General features: G+C 33.8%; 10 protein-coding genes and 1 tRNA gene. 1 reads left to right on the forward strand and 10 read right to left on the reverse strand.

The features are described from left to right. Window positions 1-185: 185 nt before the first annotated feature. From SOR77_RS06450 to polA, 3 genes are all read right to left on the reverse strand, one after another. Window positions 186-2,831 carry a valine--tRNA ligase gene (locus SOR77_RS06450; RefSeq protein WP_320636325.1) on the reverse strand — a complete coding sequence of 882 codons (2,646 nt, stop codon included), beginning with the start codon at window positions 2,829-2,831 and terminating at the stop codon, window positions 186-188. Between the two features lie 467 nt (window positions 2,832-3,298). Continuing rightward, complete coding sequence (coaE, locus tag SOR77_RS06455; protein ID WP_320636326.1) at window positions 3,299-3,904, reverse strand: dephospho-CoA kinase; 606 nt, start codon at window positions 3,902-3,904, stop codon at window positions 3,299-3,301. Further along, window positions 3,891-6,539, reverse strand: a complete 2,649-nt coding sequence (gene polA / locus SOR77_RS06460; RefSeq protein ID WP_320636327.1) for a DNA polymerase I — start codon at window positions 6,537-6,539, stop codon at window positions 3,891-3,893. Before polA ends, coaE begins: the two co-directional genes overlap by 14 nt. Before the next feature lie 183 nt (window positions 6,540-6,722). Here polA and SOR77_RS06465 point away from each other — a divergent pair. Next, window positions 6,723-6,809: transfer RNA gene (locus tag SOR77_RS06465), tRNA-Leu, on the forward strand. A gap of 258 nt (window positions 6,810-7,067) precedes the next feature. On the opposite strand, the gene SOR77_RS06470 is transcribed toward SOR77_RS06465, so the two are convergent. From SOR77_RS06470 to SOR77_RS06500, 7 genes are all read right to left on the reverse strand, one after another. Further along, entirely contained in the window at window positions 7,068-8,132 is a 1,065-nt protein-coding gene (locus tag SOR77_RS06470; RefSeq protein WP_320636328.1) for a DUF2871 domain-containing protein, read from the reverse strand. Then, complete coding sequence (locus SOR77_RS06475) at window positions 8,116-8,685, reverse strand: TetR/AcrR family transcriptional regulator (RefSeq protein ID WP_320636329.1); 570 nt, start codon at window positions 8,683-8,685, stop codon at window positions 8,116-8,118. The genes SOR77_RS06470 and SOR77_RS06475 overlap by 17 nt, the downstream gene beginning before the upstream one ends. Before the next feature lie 330 nt (window positions 8,686-9,015). Beyond that, window positions 9,016-9,474: an S-layer homology domain-containing protein gene (locus tag SOR77_RS06480; RefSeq protein ID WP_320636330.1), complete on the reverse strand. Its 459-nt coding sequence runs from the start codon at window positions 9,472-9,474 to the stop codon at window positions 9,016-9,018. A 32-nt stretch (window positions 9,475-9,506) separates the two neighbouring features. Further along, window positions 9,507-10,328 (reverse strand): hypothetical protein, encoded by an 822-nt coding sequence (locus tag SOR77_RS06485; RefSeq protein ID WP_320636331.1) that lies wholly within the window; start codon window positions 10,326-10,328, stop codon window positions 9,507-9,509. An 82-nt stretch (window positions 10,329-10,410) separates the two neighbouring features. Beyond that, window positions 10,411-16,098 (reverse strand): S8 family serine peptidase, encoded by a 5,688-nt coding sequence (locus SOR77_RS06490; protein ID WP_320636332.1) that lies wholly within the window; start codon window positions 16,096-16,098, stop codon window positions 10,411-10,413. A 109-nt stretch (window positions 16,099-16,207) separates the two neighbouring features. Further along, entirely contained in the window at window positions 16,208-16,729 is a 522-nt protein-coding gene (locus SOR77_RS06495; protein WP_320636333.1) for a hypothetical protein, read from the reverse strand. A gap of 147 nt (window positions 16,730-16,876) precedes the next feature. After that, window positions 16,877-19,855 (reverse strand): InlB B-repeat-containing protein, encoded by a 2,979-nt coding sequence (locus SOR77_RS06500; RefSeq protein ID WP_320636334.1) that lies wholly within the window; start codon window positions 19,853-19,855, stop codon window positions 16,877-16,879. Window positions 19,856-20,473 lie beyond the last annotated feature (618 nt).

Below are 20,473 nucleotides of genomic sequence, written 5' to 3' on the forward strand. Positions count from 1 at the left end.
TTAAAAATGAATTTTTCCACACATTATCAGACGTAGTGGATAGGTTGTGTGAAACGATAAATAAATTAACAAAAGAGATGGTTAAAAGTATCTCCAATAGGGATTGGTTATATATCTAGATTTAATAGGATAATAGTATAATTATTACATATAAAAAGCAAGTATTTCAACTTGCCCTTTACTTATCATATATGAGATTTAACTTCTGCTATTCTCTCCTCAAGAGTTTTTAAAATAGCTTCATAACTTTCCAACTTATCTCTTTCTTCTTGTACCAATTTTTCAGGAGCCTTGCTTACAAACTTTTCATTTGCCAGTTTTGAACTAGCTCTTTTTATTTCAGAAATAGTCTTTTCCCTTTCATTGTTAAGTCTTTCATACTCTTTGTTGTAATCCACCAAGTCGTTAAGTGGTAAAAATATTTCTGCACCGTCAACAACTATAGACACATTTTCAGAATCCATTTCAAAACTTTCATCCTCAACTGAAACACTTTCTGAAAAAGCTAAGTTCAGCAGATGTCCTTTATTTTCTTCAACAGCACGTCCGGCATCTTGATTTAAAACTTTAATCACTGTTTGAGATTTATTTTTATTTTCTATATTCATCTCTTGACGTCTGTTTCTTATGAGTCTGATTATATCTTTGATATAATCAATATCTTTTTTTTCAGTTTCAAACTTCAATGACTCTTCAACTACAGGCCAACTTTCCACAATCAACGCACCATTTTCGCTTGGAATGTGGTTCCAAATCTCCTCTGTGATATACGGCATAAATGGGTGAAATAATTTTAAAATTCCCTTTAGTACATAGATTAAAGTTGCCTTGGCAGCTTTTTTAGTCTCTTCATCTTCTCCATACAATCTTGGTTTTACCATTTCAATGTACCAATCGCAGAAGTCAGACCATATAAAGTCATATATATCATTTGCCGCAAGTCCTATTTCGTACTTGTCAATCTTAGTTGTCAAAGACTCAACAGTTTCCATATACTTAGTCAAAATCCACTTATCTTCATTTCTTAAATTCTCAAGCTCTAATTCAAAATCACCGTCTTCAAAATTCATAAATACAAATCTTGTAGCATTCCACAGTTTATTTGCAAAGTTTCTGTTTGCTTCAACTCTTTCAGTATAAAAACGCAAATCATTTCCAGGAGTATTGCCTGAAATAAGTGTGAATCTAAGAGCGTCTGCACCATAATCAGCAATCAACTCAAGTGGGTCGATACCATTCCCCAAAGATTTACTCATCTTACGTCCAAGCGAATCTCTTACAAGCCCTGTCAAGAATACATCTTTGAAAGGAACTTCACCCATTTGTTCGATTGATGAAAATACCATTCTAACTACCCAGAAAAATATTATGTCATATCCTGTTACAAGTACATCTGTAGGATAGAAGTAGTCAAGATCAGGTGTCTTATCCGGCCATCCAAGAGTTGAGAAAGGCCAAAGAGCTGATGAGAACCAAGTGTCTAGAGTATCTTCATCCCTTCTGAAAGTCTTTCCTTCATATCCTTCTTTGCCGGTTGGATCCTCTCTGCTAACTACTATCTCATCAGTTTCATTGCAGTAGTAAACAGGAAGTCTGTGTCCCCACCAAAGTTGTCTTGAAATATTCCAATCTCTTATATTTTCAAGCCAATGTTCATAAACTTTTCCAAATCTCTCCGGAATAAAATCAACTTCTCCATTTCTGTAAGCTTCAAGAGCCGGTTTAGCAAGAGGTTCCATCTTTACAAACCATTGTTTTGAAAGCATAGGTTCAATAACCGTTCCACATCTTTCACAATGTCCAACAGCACTGTCGTGTTCCTTTGCTCCAACATATAGTCCTAGAGCATCAAAATCTTCTATTACCTTCTTACGAGCTTCAGAAGTTGTAAGACCACAATATTTTCCGGCATTTTCATTTAAAACTGCCTTTTCATCAAACACAATAAGTTGACCAAGACCATGTCTTTCCCCTACACCAAAGTCATTAGGGTCGTGAGATGGAGTTATTTTTACACAACCTGTTCCAAAATCTTTTTCCACATACTCATCAGCTATTATGGGAATAGCTTTATTGTCCATTATTGACAATAAGACATTCTTTCCAACTAAATCCTTATATCTTTCATCTTCAGGGTGTACTGCAACAGCAAGGTCTCCTGGAATAGTTTCAGGCCTTGTTGTGGCAACTTCTATACTCCCTGAACCATCTTCTAAAGGATATCTAAAGTGGTAGATATGTCTATGTTCATCAACGTGTTCAACCTCTGCATCTGAAATTGAAGTTCCACAATTTGGACACCAATTTATAATTCTGTCCCCTCTGTATATAAGTCCTTTTTCATAAAGTCTTATAAAAACTTCTTCAACAGCCTTAGAAAGTTGGTCATCTAATGTAAATCTCTCTCTTGACCAATCACAAGAAACCCCCAATTTTTTAAGTTGGTTCTTTATATTTCCGCCATACTCGTAAGTCCAATCCCAAGTCTCTTCTAAAAATTTTTCTCTGCCAATATCTTCCTTTGCTATGCCCTGATCCCTAAGTTTTTGCACAACCTTGGCTTCAGTAGAAATACTCGCATGGTCGGTCCCCGGCAACCAAAGTGCTGAATAACCCTGCATTCTCTTAGTACGAGTTAAAATATCTTGTATTGTGTTGTTAAGCGCGTGGCCCATGTGAAGATTTCCGGTTACATTTGGTGGCGGCATCATTATTGTAAAAGGCTTTTTATTCTCATCAACCTCTGCTCTAAAATGATTGTTTGACATCCAAAAGTCATATATTCTGTCTTCAAACTCTTTAGGATTATAATTCTTTGATAACTCTTTCATTTTTCCCCCTATATTCCATCTTACTCTGCCTTTGGCACTATTTTAAACTTCTCAATTTTAATAATAAAAAGACCCCTCATCTCTAAGGACGAAGGGCCGTGGTACCACCTTAATTTCTGAATAAATCAGCTCAAAAAATATATCGGTTATAACCGCTGCATAGCAGTGCAAAAAAGCAACCTTCACTACTTTCAAATAACACCTTACACCGGCCGATGTCTCTCTAAAATCCTACGATAGCTACTCCTCTTTTTTATAGCAAATATTAAATTATTCCCATTATATTAATTAAAACTCATAAAGTCAACTGCACTTGGATAAAAAAGTTAATTTTTACAATGCTATTATCATCCTATAATAAAACTAATGTTTGTTAATTTATTTAACAGCCTATTTGTTTTATTATTTAGTTATCTTATTTGTAAATTTGTCTTATTGTATAGTACAGGTTTACTCACACTACCTTGTTAGCCCTGACCATACATCTTTATTAACTTCTCTAATTTTTCTTCAAGTTCTGCTATGGAACCGTCATTTTCTACCACAATGTCTGACATGACCTTTTTAGTTTCAACACTGATTTGTGAATTTATCTTCTTAATTGCCATCTCTTTTGAAATGCTGTCTCTATTCATAAGCCGTTTTATCTGAGTATCTTTTTTCACATAGACCAACCAAACTTCATCAGCTTTAAATGAATACTCAAGCATCTTATCTTTCAGTTCAAAATATAACGGCATATCCACAAACAACACTTTGTCTTCACTCTCTTGAATCTTTGCATTTATTTCTTTAAAAATCTCTCTGTGCATTATTTTATTTAAGATTTCTAATTTTTCTTTATTCTTAAATACATAATCCGAAAGAGCCGGTCTATTTACTTTCCCATTTAGCAAAAATTCATCGCCAAAGTTCTCTCTAATCTTCTCTGCTATAAATTCTTTTTCCAAAACTTCATGAGCTATTTCATCTGCATCTATGACTTTAAAACCGTGCCTTCTTAATATTTCCGTAACGGCACTTTTCCCCGTTGCTATTGAGCCGGTTATAACTATGACCTTACTTTGTGTCATATAGGCTGTCTCCAACTTTCATATCTATTTTCAACGCCACCTTCATATCAACTGCATTTTCCATAAGTTGGTGCATGATTTCTTTCACTTCTTCAATCTCCTCTTTAACTGCATCAACTATCAATTCATCGTGAATTTGAAGTATCAATTTTGAATTCATATTTTTTTCCCTAAGTGTTCGATAAACTTTGACCATTGCAATTTTTATAATGTCTGCTGCCGAACCTTGTATTGGTGTATTGATTGCTATACGCTCCCCAAATTGACGTATATTGAAATTCTTTGCTGATAACTCCGGAATATATCTTCTTCTGTTTAAAATTGTTTTGACATATCCTCTCTCTTTGGCAACTTCTACTTCATCCGTCATAAATTTTTTAATACCTTTAAAATTTTCCAAATAGTTATCTATATATATTTTCGCCGTCTTTCTTGGAATATTTAAATTTCTTGAAAGTCCATAATCTGAAATACCATAAACTATACCAAAGTTTACTGCCTTGGCTTGTGATCTCATAAGTGAAGTCACTTCTTCAAGAGGAACTTCAAACACTTCAGAAGCCGTCTTTCTATGAATATCGACATCATTTTCAAAAGCCGATATCATATTTTCATCTTCTGTTATGGACGCTAAAACTCTAAGTTCGATTTGTGAATAGTCTGCATCAACTAGCGAGCAACCTTCTGAAGCCAAAAAAGCTTTTCTAATAAGTCTGCCCTCTTCAGTTTTTATAGGTATATTTTGAAGATTAGGGTCTTGTGATGAAATTCGCCCTGTGCTTGCAACGGTTTGATTGAAGTGGGAGTGAATTCTGCCGGTTTTGGGGTTCACTATCTCTTTTAGTCCATCCACATAAGTGGATTTGAGCTTTGTCAATTTTCTATACTCCAAGATATTGCCGACTATCTCCCCTTCATCTATCAGCTTTTCCAAAACTTCTGCTGATGTCGAGTAGCCTGTCTTTGTCTTCTTTATAACTTGAAAACCAAGTTTTTCAAACAATATAACTCCAAGTTGTTTTGGTGAGCTTATATTAAATTCTTCTCCGGCTTGTTCATATATCAATCTTTCAAGTTTTTCTACTCTCTCGTTTAAATCCGCCCCTATTTCATCAAACACAGATGTCTTGGTTTTTATTCCTATAAGTTCCATAGAAGCCAATACTTCAACCAGTGGCAATTCAACATTTCTATACAACTCTTCCATTTCTTGCTCTCTTAGTAGCTCAACTTGTCTATCTCTAAGTTTATATACCGCACTCAAATAAAAAGCTGCATATTTATTTAAATCATCATCAGATAATTGCGAATATTTTTTCTTTTTTACACCTTTTCCCAGAAGTTCTTCTTCATCTTTATATCCAACACCAAAGTGTTCACTTGAAATATTTGAAATATCATAATCCGATTTAGTTGAATTTAGAAGATATTCAGCTATTTGAGTATCATGAGTGAAATTATTTATACTTATTCCCTCACTCATCAAAACCATGATATCTTCTTTTAAATCATGGCCTATTTTTTCTATTTCTTCAGATTCAAAAACCTCTTTGAATTCAGTCAAGTTTTCTATGCCTTGGTATATTACAACGGCTTTCTCCTTAACTTTTATTGCAAATCTGCAAGGTTTAATTCCTTCATAAATTTTTCCATCCGTTATAAACCTAAAGGCAAAAGATTTTTCGTTTTTAATTTCTTCAATTAAATCTTTACAATCAATATCTCTTACTTCAAATACACTCTCTGAAACTTCTACAACCTCTGCCTTTTGAAATTCTTCCGGCAATCTCTTTAGTAGCGTGTAGAATTCATACTCTCTATATAAGTCAGATAACTCCTTTAAATTATACTCTCTTAACCTCAGTTCATCTAATTCAGTTTCTATAGGCACATTTCTTACAATTGTTCCAAGTTTTTTAGACATAAAAGCTTGAGCCTTATTATCTTCTAATTTTTCCTTTTGTTTTTTAGCTGTGATTTCATCTATATGCTCATATAGGTTCTCAATTGTACCAAATTCGTGTATCAACTTAAGTCCCGTCTTTTCACCTATCCCCGGAACTCCCGGAATATTGTCCGAACTATCCCCCATAAGTCCTTTTAAATCTATAAATTGATCAGGTGTTAAGCCATAATTTTCTTGTAAGCTCTCAACCGTTACAAGGTCCATTTCAGTAATTCCCTTTCTTGTCAAAAGTACACTGGTGTCCTTGCCGACCAATTGATAGTAGTCCTTATCTCCTGTAAGTAGTACAGATTCCATACCGACTTCAGAAGCTAATTTAGAAATCGTCCCTGCTATGTCATCAGCTTCGTATACCGGAGATTCTAAAACTATAATGTTCATGAATTTTAATACATCTCTTACAATTGGAAACTGTTGCTCCAGCTCATTTGGAGTCTTTTGTCGAGTCCCTTTATAATCCTTGTATATATCTGAACGGAAAGTCTTACCTTTCATATCAAAACAAACCACAGCATGAGTAGGCTTTATCCTATCGATAGCATTTTCCACCATCTGTATAAAACCGTACAGTGCATTTGTATAAATTCCCTTTTTAGTTTTTAACAACGGCAATGCATAAAAAGCTCTAAAGAAGAGCGACGAACCATCTATAATCAAAATTTTTTCCATAAAATCACATCCTTATAACTATTATACATTATATTTACAACTAATTTCACAATGATAATTAAAAAAGAACCTAATTATAGGTCCATTTTGAGTTTTATTTAATTGTCATTGCAAAATAAAATATACTCTAATAGTTTCGACTTGATTTAATGCTTAAAGTGTTGTAAAATAATTAGGTAATATGCCGGAGTGATGGAATTGGCAGACGTACCAGACTCAAAATCTGGCGGTGGCAACACCGTGCGGGTTCAAGTCCCGCCTCCGGCACCATCTATATGCTCTCACAAAAGTTTTTGTGAGAGTTTTTTTATTTGCTTTTATGTGTTTGTAAGACAGTGTTTGTCGAAATTATTGTCGATTTGCGGACGGGCCTATACTTTTTTACTATTTATAATTTTTATTTGTTGATTTTATTTTGATTCTTTATTTTTCTTGTAATCACGTGCCGCCCCTACATTTTTTGAAATTGTTGGTTATATTGATGTTTTTTATTCTTTGCAGCAAAAAAACGTGGCTTCCCACGCTTTTTTATAAAATTTGTAATTTGCTTTCTTTTACTATATACAACATCATCCAAACTATTCCAACCCCAAGTGCTATGTGACCTAGTCCGGATATTCCCGAGAACATGTTTTGGTTAAATAGTTCTGTATTTTTCCCTATTACTTGATATATTCCTTTTATCCACATCATCACTATTGTCAGTACTAATCCTGCATTCCAAAGTTTCATCGGCATTTTTATTTTTTTATAGTCAACATTTTTTATTCTGCTCAACAAAAGATATAGTATAATGCCAAATACAAACCCCAAAATCAATGTGTGTGTATGAATTACTGAAAGCATTGTTTTTCCTTTAAATGCAAAAATTTTTGTAAATTCTCTAAAAAATACTCCTGCACTCAACCCAAATATCAATGTTATTAGTGCTGTTTCTAAGATATCTGCTGTTTTAAATTGTGTTTTGTAGTGTTTGTAGGCTACATACACGAGCATAAAGTAAGCCACAGTCTTTGGCATCATTAACATTCCAACAATTGCATATTTATCAGCAAATAGCACCACCGGTACATAGAAAATAAATGACAGTGCAATTAAGATTGAGTATTTTCTAAACTGTCCTTTTTCTTTATATGATATTGCTATTAATATAATTCCCATAATTGTAAACGGTATGTTTCTAATGATATTCCAAGTTAAGTTTGGGTCGCTGGTTCCCCATTTGTTTTGAGGGAGTACTGTTAAAATTATTCTTAATATTGTAAGAAAATATATTGTACAATCGAGCATTTTGTTTTCTTTGTGATTCTCTTTTTTGTAGTGTTTATAATACAGTAGATAAAATATCGTCATGGTTATTGAAGTTATCATTTTGCCCCATGAGAGTATTGATGCAAATTGTTCCATTCCATTTTGTGTCATGTGTGCCATAATTCTCGGTACCAAGTGGAATGAATCCCCAAGTCCTAGAACTACCCCCATTACTCCAAATGTTTTTGCACTTTTATCTTCTAGTAATAATAATTTTATTCCTATTGATATCACTAAAACTAGATATAGTGCATCAAATATTGATTCAAATAGTCCTGCCATTTTTAATTCCTCCAAATATCCAACTGCATTGGATGTCATATTTTTCTATAAATGTGTCTTTATCCCAGTTTTCGCTAAATGCTCTCCTAACCAATTCATGCACAATTGCCTTTATGAACATTATTTTTTCTTCCCTTGTACTCTTTAGTGATTTTGTCATTTCCTTTGTCTTATATTTTGTATATTCTCTTTCTAAGTGTTCTGTCCAGTAGAGATACTTATATTTATACAAATTATAGTTTTCCGGGTTGAAAATTTCTTCGCTTATTTCACGTCCAAATTGTTGAAGTGCTTTTTCATGGTCATAGTTGTTTTTCTTTAATAAACTTGCAAACAATTCGTGTGAGTCCACTATATATTTTTCTAATATCAAAAAATATGCTTCTTCTAAATTTTCAAAATATTGGTAGAAACTTCCCCTTGGAATATTTGCTTTTTGTATTATATTTGCTATTCGAGCTTTATTAAATGGTTTTTGCAAAAATTCTTCACGAATTGCATTTAATATCGACTGTTTTTTCTCTTCTGACAAATTAAAAAAAGTGTCCTTCATTTTTTGCCCTTTCTTTATAAATTTATAAGAATTTTTATTATGACACCATGTCATGTTTTGATTGTATATGACACCATGTCGCTTGTCAATTGTTTTTATATTATTTTATAATGTGGCTTCCTATTTTTATTGCTTTTTCACATATATTATCATCTAAAATTCTTTTTTCTCTTTACTGGCAATAAAATTCCTCTTGATCAGTTCTTCTCTATCCCAATCAAGAGGTTCTATACACAAAATTTTAAAACTTATAAAATTTGTGTAAATACTTAATAAAATAGTGTATCCAAGTTAATAATATCAGTTTAATAAACCCTAAAGTTCATTCTTTTATTTATAGATATTATATAGCACTTGTGCTACTTGCGCTCTTGTAAATGGAGTTTTAGGGCTGAAAGTTCCATCTTCCATACCATTTACAATGCCGGCTTTTGCCATTTCTAACACAGCCTCTTTTGCCCATGGAGAAACTTTGTCCATATATTTAAATTTCACTTCTTTATCACCGTTGAGTTCTTTATTTGTAAATTTAAGATATTTTGAAATAATAACTACCATTTGTTCTCTTGTAAGACTTTCTTCCGGCGCAAATTTATTTTTGCCAACACCATCTACAATTTTATTTTCTTCTGCCCAATTTACATATGGAGCATAGTAAGCGTCGGATTTTACATCATCAAATTTAGATTCCTTATACTTATTAATATCTACATTTTGTATTCTTCCAAGTACTGTTACAAAATCCGCTCTCTTAATTGGCAACTCAGGACCAAATTCATTTTCGCCCATTTCTTTGAAATACCCCTTATCTACTGCAAATTTTATCGCATCTTTTGCCCAATAATGTCAGATACATCCTTAAACAAAGTATTCTTTAATTCTTTTGTCAGGTCTGATTTATTATCTTCGACTTTTACTACAGGAGTTGTATGAGCAGTTGCTTTACCTGTAACTTCAGCAGGTTTACCATAGTGTATTGCAGGTCTTTGATACCAATTAACTACTGTTTCATTAGGTTTAGGATCTACCGGAGATATAGGCGCAGGTTTTTCAATTTCCAATACCTTAATTGTAAATTCTTTTTCTACTTTTAAATTACCTCTAGATATTTCAACAGTAAATGTCTTAGTTCCCGGTGTCTCGGTTTCTAAATATGTTTTCAACTTAAAAGTAGTTCCTGAAGGGTACTCAAGTTCTTCTCCAATTCCTTTAAACTCTCCCGGTTTATATTCTGTCTTGCCATTTACCAATGCTTTATGTTCCCATAAATGTTCATCATTTGCTTTAACTACAAGATTTGAATCGGCATTTAAAGAATCGATGTTTTCAATTTCAAGGGTCGGTTTTTCACTATCAATTCTGGTTGTAAATTCGTATTTTGTCTCTCCTTTATTATAGTCACTTAATTCAATATAAAGAATTTGTCCGTCTCTCGATACTCCTTGATGTCTAAATCTTCTTTCCTGTCCTCTCTCTCCGAAAAGATTCCAAAATTCCACATTAACATTGTCTATTTTTAAATACAATCCGGTAGAATCGTCGGAAATTTTTCCTTCTAAAACATAATTTTCGCTAGGGAAGTAAATTTCAGGTTTAGTTGAACTATCTCCTTCAGGCATTTTTACATAATAAGAGAGACTCATATTAATGAGCCTCCCCAATATTTGACATAGAGCCAAATAATATACCATATAGGCGATCAATTGATCCGATTTCTAAGGATGTTTATTTTTCGAGAGATTCTTCCAAATTGTAAATCATCTGTACAATTTCCGCCCTCGTTGCCAACTTTTTAGGAAGTACTCTTCCCTGTTCGTCGCCTTTTATAAGCCCAAGACTATATGCTATCTTCATATCTTCTATTGCCCAATCGGAGATCGTGTCTGCATCTTTAAACTCAATCGCCGCATTGCCTGTGATATCTATATTTTTCATCTTTAGATATCTAACAATCATAGTAATTACTTCTTCTCTTGTTATATTACTATTAGGTGAAAATTCATCTTCCATTCTACCCTTTACTATATTATTTAGGACTAGTTTTTTTACGTCCTTATAGTACCAGTCAGATTTATTTACATCTTTAAACTTGATATCTCCCGCTACATCATCTAAATCAAAGGCTCTATTCAAAATAGATACATATTCTGCCCTTGTTGCCGGATTGTCAGGTCTAAAGGTATTGTCAGGGTAACCACTTACAATTTTTCTTTCAACCGCTTTCAGTATAATATCTTTCGCCCAATGATTGTCTATATCCGTTAATTGTACAGAAATATTCTCCTTCTTGCTACTTTCTTTAGTTGTTTTTTTGTTCTCAACTGCTCTTACTTCACTTACCTTTGAAGGTTGCCTATATCCACTCATTCTTGAATAAGTGTGGTCTGAATAATAACTATCACTATCTAATTTTTCATCTTTTGAGATAGGTGTTATTGGAGTGCTTGGTTTTTCCGTAGGTGTCGAAGGCGTTTTTAAAATATTAAGAGTATACTCTTTTTCTACTTTATTTCCGTAGCTATCACTTATTGTAACTATTATTTTCTTCTTGTTCGGTCCTTCATTTTCACTGCTCTTTAAGGAAACCTTTATTCCCTCAGGTATTTCAAATAAATTGGCTATATTGTTTAATTCTTCCTCATTGACATTTAGTTTGATCAATTTCGCATCAGGAATTGGAAGAATTTCAATATTATATTCTTGTCTATAAGTGTTTCCGTCTTTTGTAAATTCAACTTTTACAAGAGTTTTACCCACTTTATTTGCATCAATTGGCTCTACAAGTTTTGCACTTACTCCTTCAGGTAAATCAAATAATACATCTATTCCTCTTAATTCTTCTGCTAAAAACTTGTCTTTTTTAAGTACTATATCCAAAGTTTTTTCGCCATAACGACCTGGACGTTTTTTAGCCTTTAAATTTTCTTCTGTCTTAATTCCAGAAGCAACTCCTTCTACTTCCTCATAAATAGCTTGTTTAATAGGAAGTGTATATTCTCTTGTCTTATAGATGTTTTCTTCATTCTTTATTCTTATTTTAACCTTTGCTACTTGCTTATTTCCTTCTACTTGTTCAATTTTTGCTTTCTCTAAAACTTCGGCGCTATAACCTTTTGGAAGTTGAAGGATGGCATTTGCATCGGTCAAGTCACTAAAATCAAAGGCTTCTTTTTTCGCTGGTATTTCAGGGAATTGAACTTCCTTATCTTCTTTTTTGCTTGCGTCAATAATCTTTTCAGAAGTATTTCCCGCTCTGTCGGTAGCTATTACTTGGATGATATATTCATCTCCATATTTTGAAAGCTGGCTTCCACTTTCGTAAGGCTTACCATTTACAAGGATAATCTTTGCCTCATCTGCTATACTTCTATCGTCTTTGATTTCAATATCGAGTACATCACTGCCATTAAATGTTTGATTCTTGACATTTATTGTCGGAAGAACATTATCAAAGGCAACTCTATATTTTAAATTCTCAGTCTTGTTGTGATGTCTATCCTCTGCATATAATGTTATTAAGTCGCCATCTTTTACAGATATTTCACGATTGAATTCCGCCTCATTATCTCCCATCATACCTGGTAAATTTGCACTTGCTACATTATCTCCATTAATATACATAGACCAATTGTCATTAGAATCCCTTACCGTACCCTTTATAGTGATAGTGTCTGAATTTGTAAATATATACTCATTAGAGTCAAAAATATTTGAATCGTCTCTTCCAATTCTTGACTTGTCTATTTTAAATTCTGGTGCTTCACTATCTAGTAGTATAATATGTCCCCTACTATATAAAATCTCATCAGGATTATCTTTCTTATAGACAGTGACATTTATAATATTAAATCCTTCTTGAATTTCAAGATGCTGACTTGGAACTCTTCCGCCTGTTCCCAAATCTGAAATATCTGTCATTGGATTATATCCATTTTTGCCATAATTATAAGATGTCAATCTCATTCTATAGTCTTTAGTACCCTCAGGCATGTTGAAAAACTCTGTATTAAAATAAATTTTATCTTCGCTTTTTGATATATCTTCTATACTTAAATTTACTTCACGCCAATTATACATTATTTTTGATAATTCTGGTCTAAGCTCAGCTTCAGTATCATCGTCAAGCTCCGTATAGACTAAAGCACCTGGCCTTGTATCTGCTTTATGAGAACCCGATGTGCTTTCTTCTGTACTTTCTGCAACATTTTTATTTAAGTCTACATTGTAGTCTTCCATAATATTTCCTGCAGTATCCATTGCCTCTATGCGCAGTGTAGATCTAGTTAAATTATTGATATGCTCGTCTAGATTTTCAATTTTATATTCATCATCACTAATCTTTTGAACTGGAATTATTTTTCCATCTATACTTGCTCCAACAAAAGCAAGTCCATGTTCGTCGTTGATTTTAAAGCTAGCTGTATTTGATCCAAAGGTTGGCATCATTGTCATCTTAGGACCTGTATTGTCAATTCTAACAGGCATATATAACTCTTGATAAGGTGCATTTTCCTTAACACGAGCCCTTATTCTAAAATAGTATTGCCCTTCATCGGCAGGAGTCATTATTCCCGGATATGCTTCTTCATCTTCAGATTGACCATCTCTACTTACATATACCTCGCCATCCCATTGTAAAAGTGGATTTGGTGCTAAGAATTTATTATCATATTGCCATTTATTTTCTAGTGGAAAATGTCCAAAAAACTTTCTGAAATATTTAGATGTGGACAATGTCCTCACATGTTTCTTATCTTTATCAACTATTGCAACTTCTAAATCTCTAGCTTCTCTTAACGGAATGATCCTTGCGGCTACTCCGTCCCATGCTCTTATCCCTTTATTTGAAAAAGCAATTTTACTAGGATCTATATTCCCATTCTCATCTTTTCCAAGCTCAATGAAACCTTGTGAATCATCGTGATGTGCTTCCTTTGTAGCGATTACTGTCGTTAATTTATAAATGGAATCTGCTTCCCATGCTGGCGAATCGATGATTTTACCTGCATTCCAATCGCCCTTATATCCAAAGTAAGGAATTGATAATCCTGGTTGTTTTTCTGGATTTTCGGCATCGAGATAGATAAAGCCTTCTACAAATTCATCCTTTGATTTTCCTGTATTTAATGTTACAGTTATATTTTTTTCTTCCTTAGGCTTTAACTCTACATATTCCATATTTGAGTTTATACTTGCATCTACTATTGCCTTTGAACGTGTTTCATAAATAGTATGGTTCTCAAATTCATCTTCAAAATCTTTATATTTTCTCGCCGAATCTGCCATATTAGGCTTTGACATCTCTTTTACTGTTTCTCCAAGCACAGGTCCAAAGTTCACTTGAAATTTTTGAGCTTCATTGGAATAGTTTTTAATTTTTAAGTTAAATTGTACAGTGTTTTTTTGAATCTCCTTTAGTTCAACAGCGCCTTTATCATTGTGCGTAACTAAAACATTGGTCCTTAGTGCATCATAGGCATTTACCATGCCCGCACCCTGTCTACGAGGAGAGGATTCCGTGCTGGAGTTTGCTGTGTCCATAAGAGGCTCTGCAGTATTCATCAGTAGAATCTTGTTTAGTTTTACCCTGCCTCCCTCATAATTAGCTCCACTATTTATAAGTTCTGTTACCTTATTTTTAAGAATTGCTGAAATTCCCGAAATATGAGGTGTTGACATTGATGTCCCTGACATTAGTCCGTATTTCCCATTGTGGTAGGTTGAATAGACATTTTCACCCGGTGCTACTATTTCCGGTTTTAGTTCTAATTCTGCATTAGGTCCCCAACCCGAGAAACCTGATATCTTTGTATCTTTGTTAATAGATACCAGTGTTTTTTCCTCTTTAAATTCGACTTTTTGTTTCGGAGATTTTTTTATCATTTCCCTAAGGATATCTCCTTGCGTGCCGTCAATACTCGTAATCCACATTTTAGATGTATTGATTCTATCTATTGTCAGCTTGTCTGTATCATAATCCATTATCGGATATTGTTTGTAGTGATCTCTACTATAATATATAGGTGCATTTATAAGAATATATCCTACTGCTCCCTTTTCTGCTGCATTTTCAAACTTATCATATATAGTTCCGCCACCTCTAAGACCAACAGCAACCTTTCCATTTAAATCGAGATCCTTTACGGCTGTTTTTCTGCCATTGCCGACAAAGACAAATTCATACTCCTGATTTTTTGTAAATTTCTTATTGTCTTCATCACTTCCCATGTATTTATGATGGAAATCTGTACCGCCAATTTTTACAGTATCTAGTGGAACTTTATTATTAGTTGTAGAACCAACTGAAAGTCCTTCGCCAACAGATGCAATATATGTCATAGCAGAGTTGTCGATCAATTTAGCATTATTATCTGGATAAAAACCATAAGTGTCTCCTGATGCCGATGAACTGTAATTTCCAATAGCCGATACGACGACAACGCCCTTTTCTGCTGCATTTCTAACGGCTTTGTAATAAATATCTCCCACATAGCCATTTCCTGCCTGACCTATGGACATACTGATGACATCGGCTCCATTGTTTACAGCATCTTCCATAGCATGGTAGACTGCATCGTCGCCACCATATTCGAATTGTGCATAATCCTGTGTCCATTCTCCTTCTTTATCCTTAATTGGGAAGGTTCTATCTGAAAATATTCTATACATAAATAATTGTGCATTTGGTGCTACTCCTTTAAAATCTTCTGAATTAGCAGCCACAATACCAGATACGTGCATCCCGTGAGCTCTTGGAGTTCTTTCCATTAAATCAAAGGATCCCCCGAGATAATTAAAACCATGGGGTACTTTTAATGTAAATCCCTTTTGTATTTTATTTTCTTTTATTTTCACAAAGGGTTTCGCATCATCGTCTATTTTCATTGCAGGATGATTAATATCCATGCCAGAGTCTATTACCGCAACTACCGTTCCACGACCGTCAAGTTTTTCATCCCTAACTTCTTCTGCATATTTTACCGCCTCATTTACCTTTGTCATATCTCTTGCATTTAAATTTTGCGGTACAAAAGTCCCATTTTCTTGGATGTTTTTTATTCCATCAATTTCTTTTACTTTTTCAAGTGTATCAGTAGATATTTCTACAGATACACCATCGAAAAGAGAATTATAACTATATTTTATCTTTAATCCTTCAATTTGATTAAGTTTTGCTATTATAGTATCCCTCTTGCCCTTTTCAAATTCTAGTATATATACTCTTCTCTGTATATCTTTTGCAGTATCTACCTTTCCGTCTAAAAATGCCTCTACTAGAGGATAATTTTCTTTAATTGAATTACTTGAGCCTTCGCTTTCAGGGCTCTTTGCCATAACTGAATATGGAATAGTCCCCAAAAATAAAACAAGTGCTAAAATAAAGCTTAAAGCTCTTTTTGATATACTTTTCATACTTCTCCCTTCGAGTGTAGTATTTCACTTTTATAAAATATTATTTTATAATTCTATACTTAGTTTAAACCAACCTCCAATTATTGAAGGTTGGTAATCTTATTTGTTTTTATCTTGTCTTCTCATTTACTACTTTTACAGCTTCAATTAAGACATCACTTGCCGGCATAATAAAGTAAGTCTTGCCTTGTCCGTCTGTCTTAACTTCTACAGTTTTACCCTTTGCAGTTATTTTCAACTTGTGCTTAGTTTTTCCAAAATTAACTGCTTCTACATAGATTTTAGAACCTGAAATACCTTCATCTAACCATTCATTTTTACCAAAGGTAATTGAACCCTCAGTTTCAATTTTATATGTTTTAGATTCTGAATTTGAATTTTCATCCACAGGCTTGCTGCTACCTTCGCCCGGATTTCCTATACTGGCATAGATATAAATCTGAACCTTGTATTCTGTTGCATTATACTGATCAGACTCCCTAGATACATAATCTAAAAGTTCTTGATAACTATTTGCCGTCTTATTGAATAAAACATCATTATGCTCCTGAGTCTCATTTGTCTTCTCTCTTGCAATATAGAAATATCTAAAACCAGGTGTTTGAGATATTTCTTTTAGTTTATCTAACATCTCTTGGTTTAATAAGGCATATTTTTGACCCGTTTTGAAGTTTTCCTGAGTCAAATGATAGCTTGTTTTATTTTTTACACTATTCCAATCATAAATAAGAACTTTGGCATCAATAGCATTTTCATCTACTACCTCTGGTTCTTCCGGCTAATTTTCATCTACATAATTTGGATCTATGCTGGCATAAATATAGACTTGACCTTTATATTGATCTTCATCAAATTCATCAGATTCTTTCAAGCTATAAGCTAATAATTTTTCCAAATTTCCAATAATTGTGTCATTTCTTGTGGAAGAAGATATAGGTTCTCTATAGATATAGAAATACTTAAATCCCGGTTTATTCGCCAACTTTGTCAATGTCTCTTTCATGCTTTCATTTAGATTAGACAAGGGTTGATCCGTCATAAACTCGTCCTGAACATTTTCTTGGTCAACTGAAAATATAAATACTTTCATCGGCACAGACTGTTTTACTTCTTCTTCCTGTTCATCTACAAATATAGTTTTAATTGTAGTATCCTTATCTATTTTAATTTTAATAGGTTTAGTCTCATAACCTGCTATGCCAGTTATCGGATCTTTTTCCCCTTCAAATACTATTGGTTCATTATTTACCAGAATTTGTTTTAAAGTTTTCCCATCTCCAGTATTCAAAGCTACCCTAATATAGATAGAACTTTCGGGGCTTACATCTAGTGTAGTCCCTCTCATAAAGGACATTTCTTTATAGTGAGCCGTTCTATATTCTCCAGCAGGACCTCCTGAATACTCAACATTGGATTTTTTGTCGTCATTTATCTCATAGGAAGCATCCTTCCACTTTTCTATATAATCGTCCCTTCCATATAGGCAATAGGTATATGGATTCATTTCTGTCGAAGTGAAGCTTATTGTATGTTTATTGTCTTTACTTATTAAAGATTTTTCAAATTGTTCCAAGTTAAAGAGCTCTACACTTATTTCTGTAATTGCAGGATTCTCAAGCTTAAGAATTTTTTCCGCTCTTTTAATTGTTTCTTCTAGTCTATTTGCACTATCTGATGTGTATCCACTTAAATCCAGACTTTTAGCGCTTTCAACTTTAGTTTCTAATGTCGCCTTATCTGCTTTTTGTCCCTTTGCTTTAAACTGTGGATTAAGATTCATTACATAATCATCATCCCACTCATCTAACGCAACCATATCTTTTGTAACCTTTAGGTTTAATAGTTCTTCCGTCGTATAAGTTTTGCCCGTCTTTTCTATTTGCCAAGCAGCTACTTCCATGCCCTCTCCTGCTTCAAAATTTAGAATGGCATCTTTAACCTTGTCAACATCAGAAAATTTTTGGTTGATTCGGATTTCTAAATTTTTGTTAGTGTTGGGATCTATGCCGCCGTTTATATAGACAGTTTCGCCTAACTCTACGTCTTCACCTGGTTCTGGTTGTGGTTCAGGCTGAGGTGCCGGTTCTGGTTGTGGCTCTGGTTGTGGACTTGGACTTGGCTCCGGACTTGGTTTACTACCTTTTTCTCTTACTTCTGCACCAATTTTTACATCTTCTCCAGGCATAATAAAGAACGCTTCTGTCTTACTTGTCGCATTTTTAATTTCAGCATTTCCCTTTAGTAAAACAAACTTGTCAAACTCTTTACCTTTGCCTACTTCTCCCATTAAGAAATAAGTCAAGTTAATTTTTTGTCCTTTTTTAGCCTCAAATTCTTCAGCATCTTGTCCGTCAATTTTTATTTGGAACATAACTTTTGAATTATCTAACTCAATTTTATAAGATTTCCCTTTATCCGGACTTGGTGTTGGTGCAGGCTGTGGACTTGGATCCGGTTCTGGTTGTGGTTTGGCTTTTTCTTTCCACAATGCTTTTACAATAGTATCTCCATTTATTGTAATTTTATCTCCAACTTGCTTTTCCGCTCCCTCAACTTCCCAAGCTTTAAATTCTTTTCCGTCTGCCGGTTTAAATGCATTGGCAGGAAGTGTATATTCTTTTCCCTTTTCAACTACCACACTTGCCATACTTCCGCTTCCACCGTTTGAGTTAAAGCTAATTGTAAATTTCTTTGCAGGTGTTAATGGAGAATCCTCTTTTTCCTTCCAAAGAGCCTTTACTTCAATATCTTTATTTATGCTTATCTTATCTCCAACTTGCTTTTCAGTTCCGTCAACTTCCCAAGCTTTAAATTCTTTTCCGTCTGCCGGTTTAAATGTATTAGCAGGAAGTGTATATTCTTTTCCTTTTTCAACTTTAACACTCGCCATACTTCCGCTTCCACCGTTGACATTAAAGCTAACTGTGAATTCCTTTGCAGGTGTCACCGGTTTTGAAGGAGTGCTTCCACTTGAAGAACTTCCTCCGCTTGAAGAGCTGCTTTCACTTGAAGAACCCCACCATCCGAACCATACATTTGAACTTCCGGAAGTAGTATGTTTTGGAGTCGTTTCTTTGTCTTCACGTCTGCCTTTTCTCAAATTTTCTTTTGTTTTTCTCAAACTCTCTTCTTTTAGTTTGGATTTAGTCTCTTCCATTTTATCAAGAGCATTGTAGAGAGCATTAAACACTATATTTCTAATTGCATAGGCACTTGGTGTTAAATTTTCAACTCCGGTTCCCTCTCCAATGATTTTTAGTTCCTTTGCCCAATTGAAATAGCTATCAGGCCATTTAGCATCTTGTATTTGAGTTGATGATAGATTAACCTTAGTTGCAACCACCAAAATTTTTATAAATTCTTGGTAAGTTATCTTATTCTCCGGTTTGAACTGTCCGTCAGGAAAACCATTTATAAGGTACTGACCATTTGGCATTTTAACAGTGCTTGCAACATTTATGACCCCATTCGCCCAATGATCGGTGCCGACATCCGGAAATTTTCCCTTTTGAGATTGCAAATTCTTCGCTAAATCTTCCAATCCCAAAGAATAAACTATAATTTTTACAAGTTCACTTCTGGTGATTACTTGATTAAACTTTAAATCACCCTTTTCATCACCTTGGATGATCCCCTTTTTCACCAGTTTCTCAATTTTATCGTTTTCCTGTTTAGCCTGATTTGCAAATGCAACACTCGGACTAAAACACGAAAACAAAATACAAAAAACTAATAATATTGACCATAATTTTTTCATTATAAATGAATGTCTCCTTCCTTTTATATTTTGATAATTACTATCATTTATGTAATATCACACTTTATCGCTTTTGTCAATATATTAGCTTTTAATTTATTATTATTTCTAGTTAAAATGATAATAAATTAAAAAATTTTAACCATTACGCTTTTTTAAAAGAATTAGAAAACACAAATACAAACAGAAAAATTAAAAATATAAATGTTAAAACAAAATAGGCCCACCCGATAACAAATAAAAATTTCAAAAACCGGGCGGACCTACACAGCTTCATAATATAATTTCCCCATTTGTCAATTACATCAACAAACCCATTATCTATTTCACAGACACGTGCCGCCCCTACGATAAAACAAATAAAATAATAACGTATAATGAAATATTAAAAATCCAAAAAACCTAAATACCAACACAGCCCAAAAGCGTTTTGAGGGTGTAGGGGGAGGGAGCCCGAGGGAGGGCGTGAGGGAGAATCGAGAGGTGAATTTTTTCCGACAGGAAAAAAGAGAGGTTGCCCTGGGGTACAACGCCCTTAGCCCTCCCTCGGAATAAGAAGATCAAGAAGTAAAAAAACAACAGCACATAGAAAATTCAAACCGAAAACAACCCCCAAAA

The sequence above is a fragment of the Peptoniphilus sp. genome (assembly GCF_034090345.1).
Taxonomy (GTDB): domain Bacteria; phylum Bacillota; class Clostridia; order Tissierellales; family Peptoniphilaceae; genus Peptoniphilus.

Excerpts from the sequence above, each read along its gene's own strand:
- SOR77_RS06450 (WP_320636325.1), bottom strand. The coding sequence starts at position 2,831 with ATGAAAGAGTTATCAAAGAATTATAATCCTAAAGAGTTTGAAGACAGA.
- SOR77_RS06485 (WP_320636331.1), bottom strand. The coding sequence starts at position 10,328 with ATGAGTCTCTCTTATTATGTAAAAATGCCTGAAGGAGATAGTTCAACT.
- coaE (WP_320636326.1), bottom strand. The coding sequence starts at position 3,904 with ATGACACAAAGTAAGGTCATAGTTATAACCGGCTCAATAGCAACGGGG.
- polA (WP_320636327.1), bottom strand. The coding sequence starts at position 6,539 with ATGGAAAAAATTTTGATTATAGATGGTTCGTCGCTCTTCTTTAGAGCT.
- SOR77_RS06475 (WP_320636329.1), bottom strand. The coding sequence starts at position 8,685 with ATGAAGGACACTTTTTTTAATTTGTCAGAAGAGAAAAAACAGTCGATA.
- SOR77_RS06480 (WP_320636330.1), bottom strand. The coding sequence starts at position 9,474 with ATGGGCGAAAATGAATTTGGTCCTGAGTTGCCAATTAAGAGAGCGGAT.
- SOR77_RS06500 (WP_320636334.1), bottom strand. The coding sequence starts at position 19,855 with ATGAAAAAATTATGGTCAATATTATTAGTTTTTTGTATTTTGTTTTCG.
- SOR77_RS06490 (WP_320636332.1), bottom strand. The coding sequence starts at position 16,098 with ATGAAAAGTATATCAAAAAGAGCTTTAAGCTTTATTTTAGCACTTGTT.
- SOR77_RS06495 (WP_320636333.1), bottom strand. The coding sequence starts at position 16,729 with ATGTTAGATAAACTAAAAGAAATATCTCAAACACCTGGTTTTAGATAT.
- SOR77_RS06470 (WP_320636328.1), bottom strand. The coding sequence starts at position 8,132 with ATGGCAGGACTATTTGAATCAATATTTGATGCACTATATCTAGTTTTA.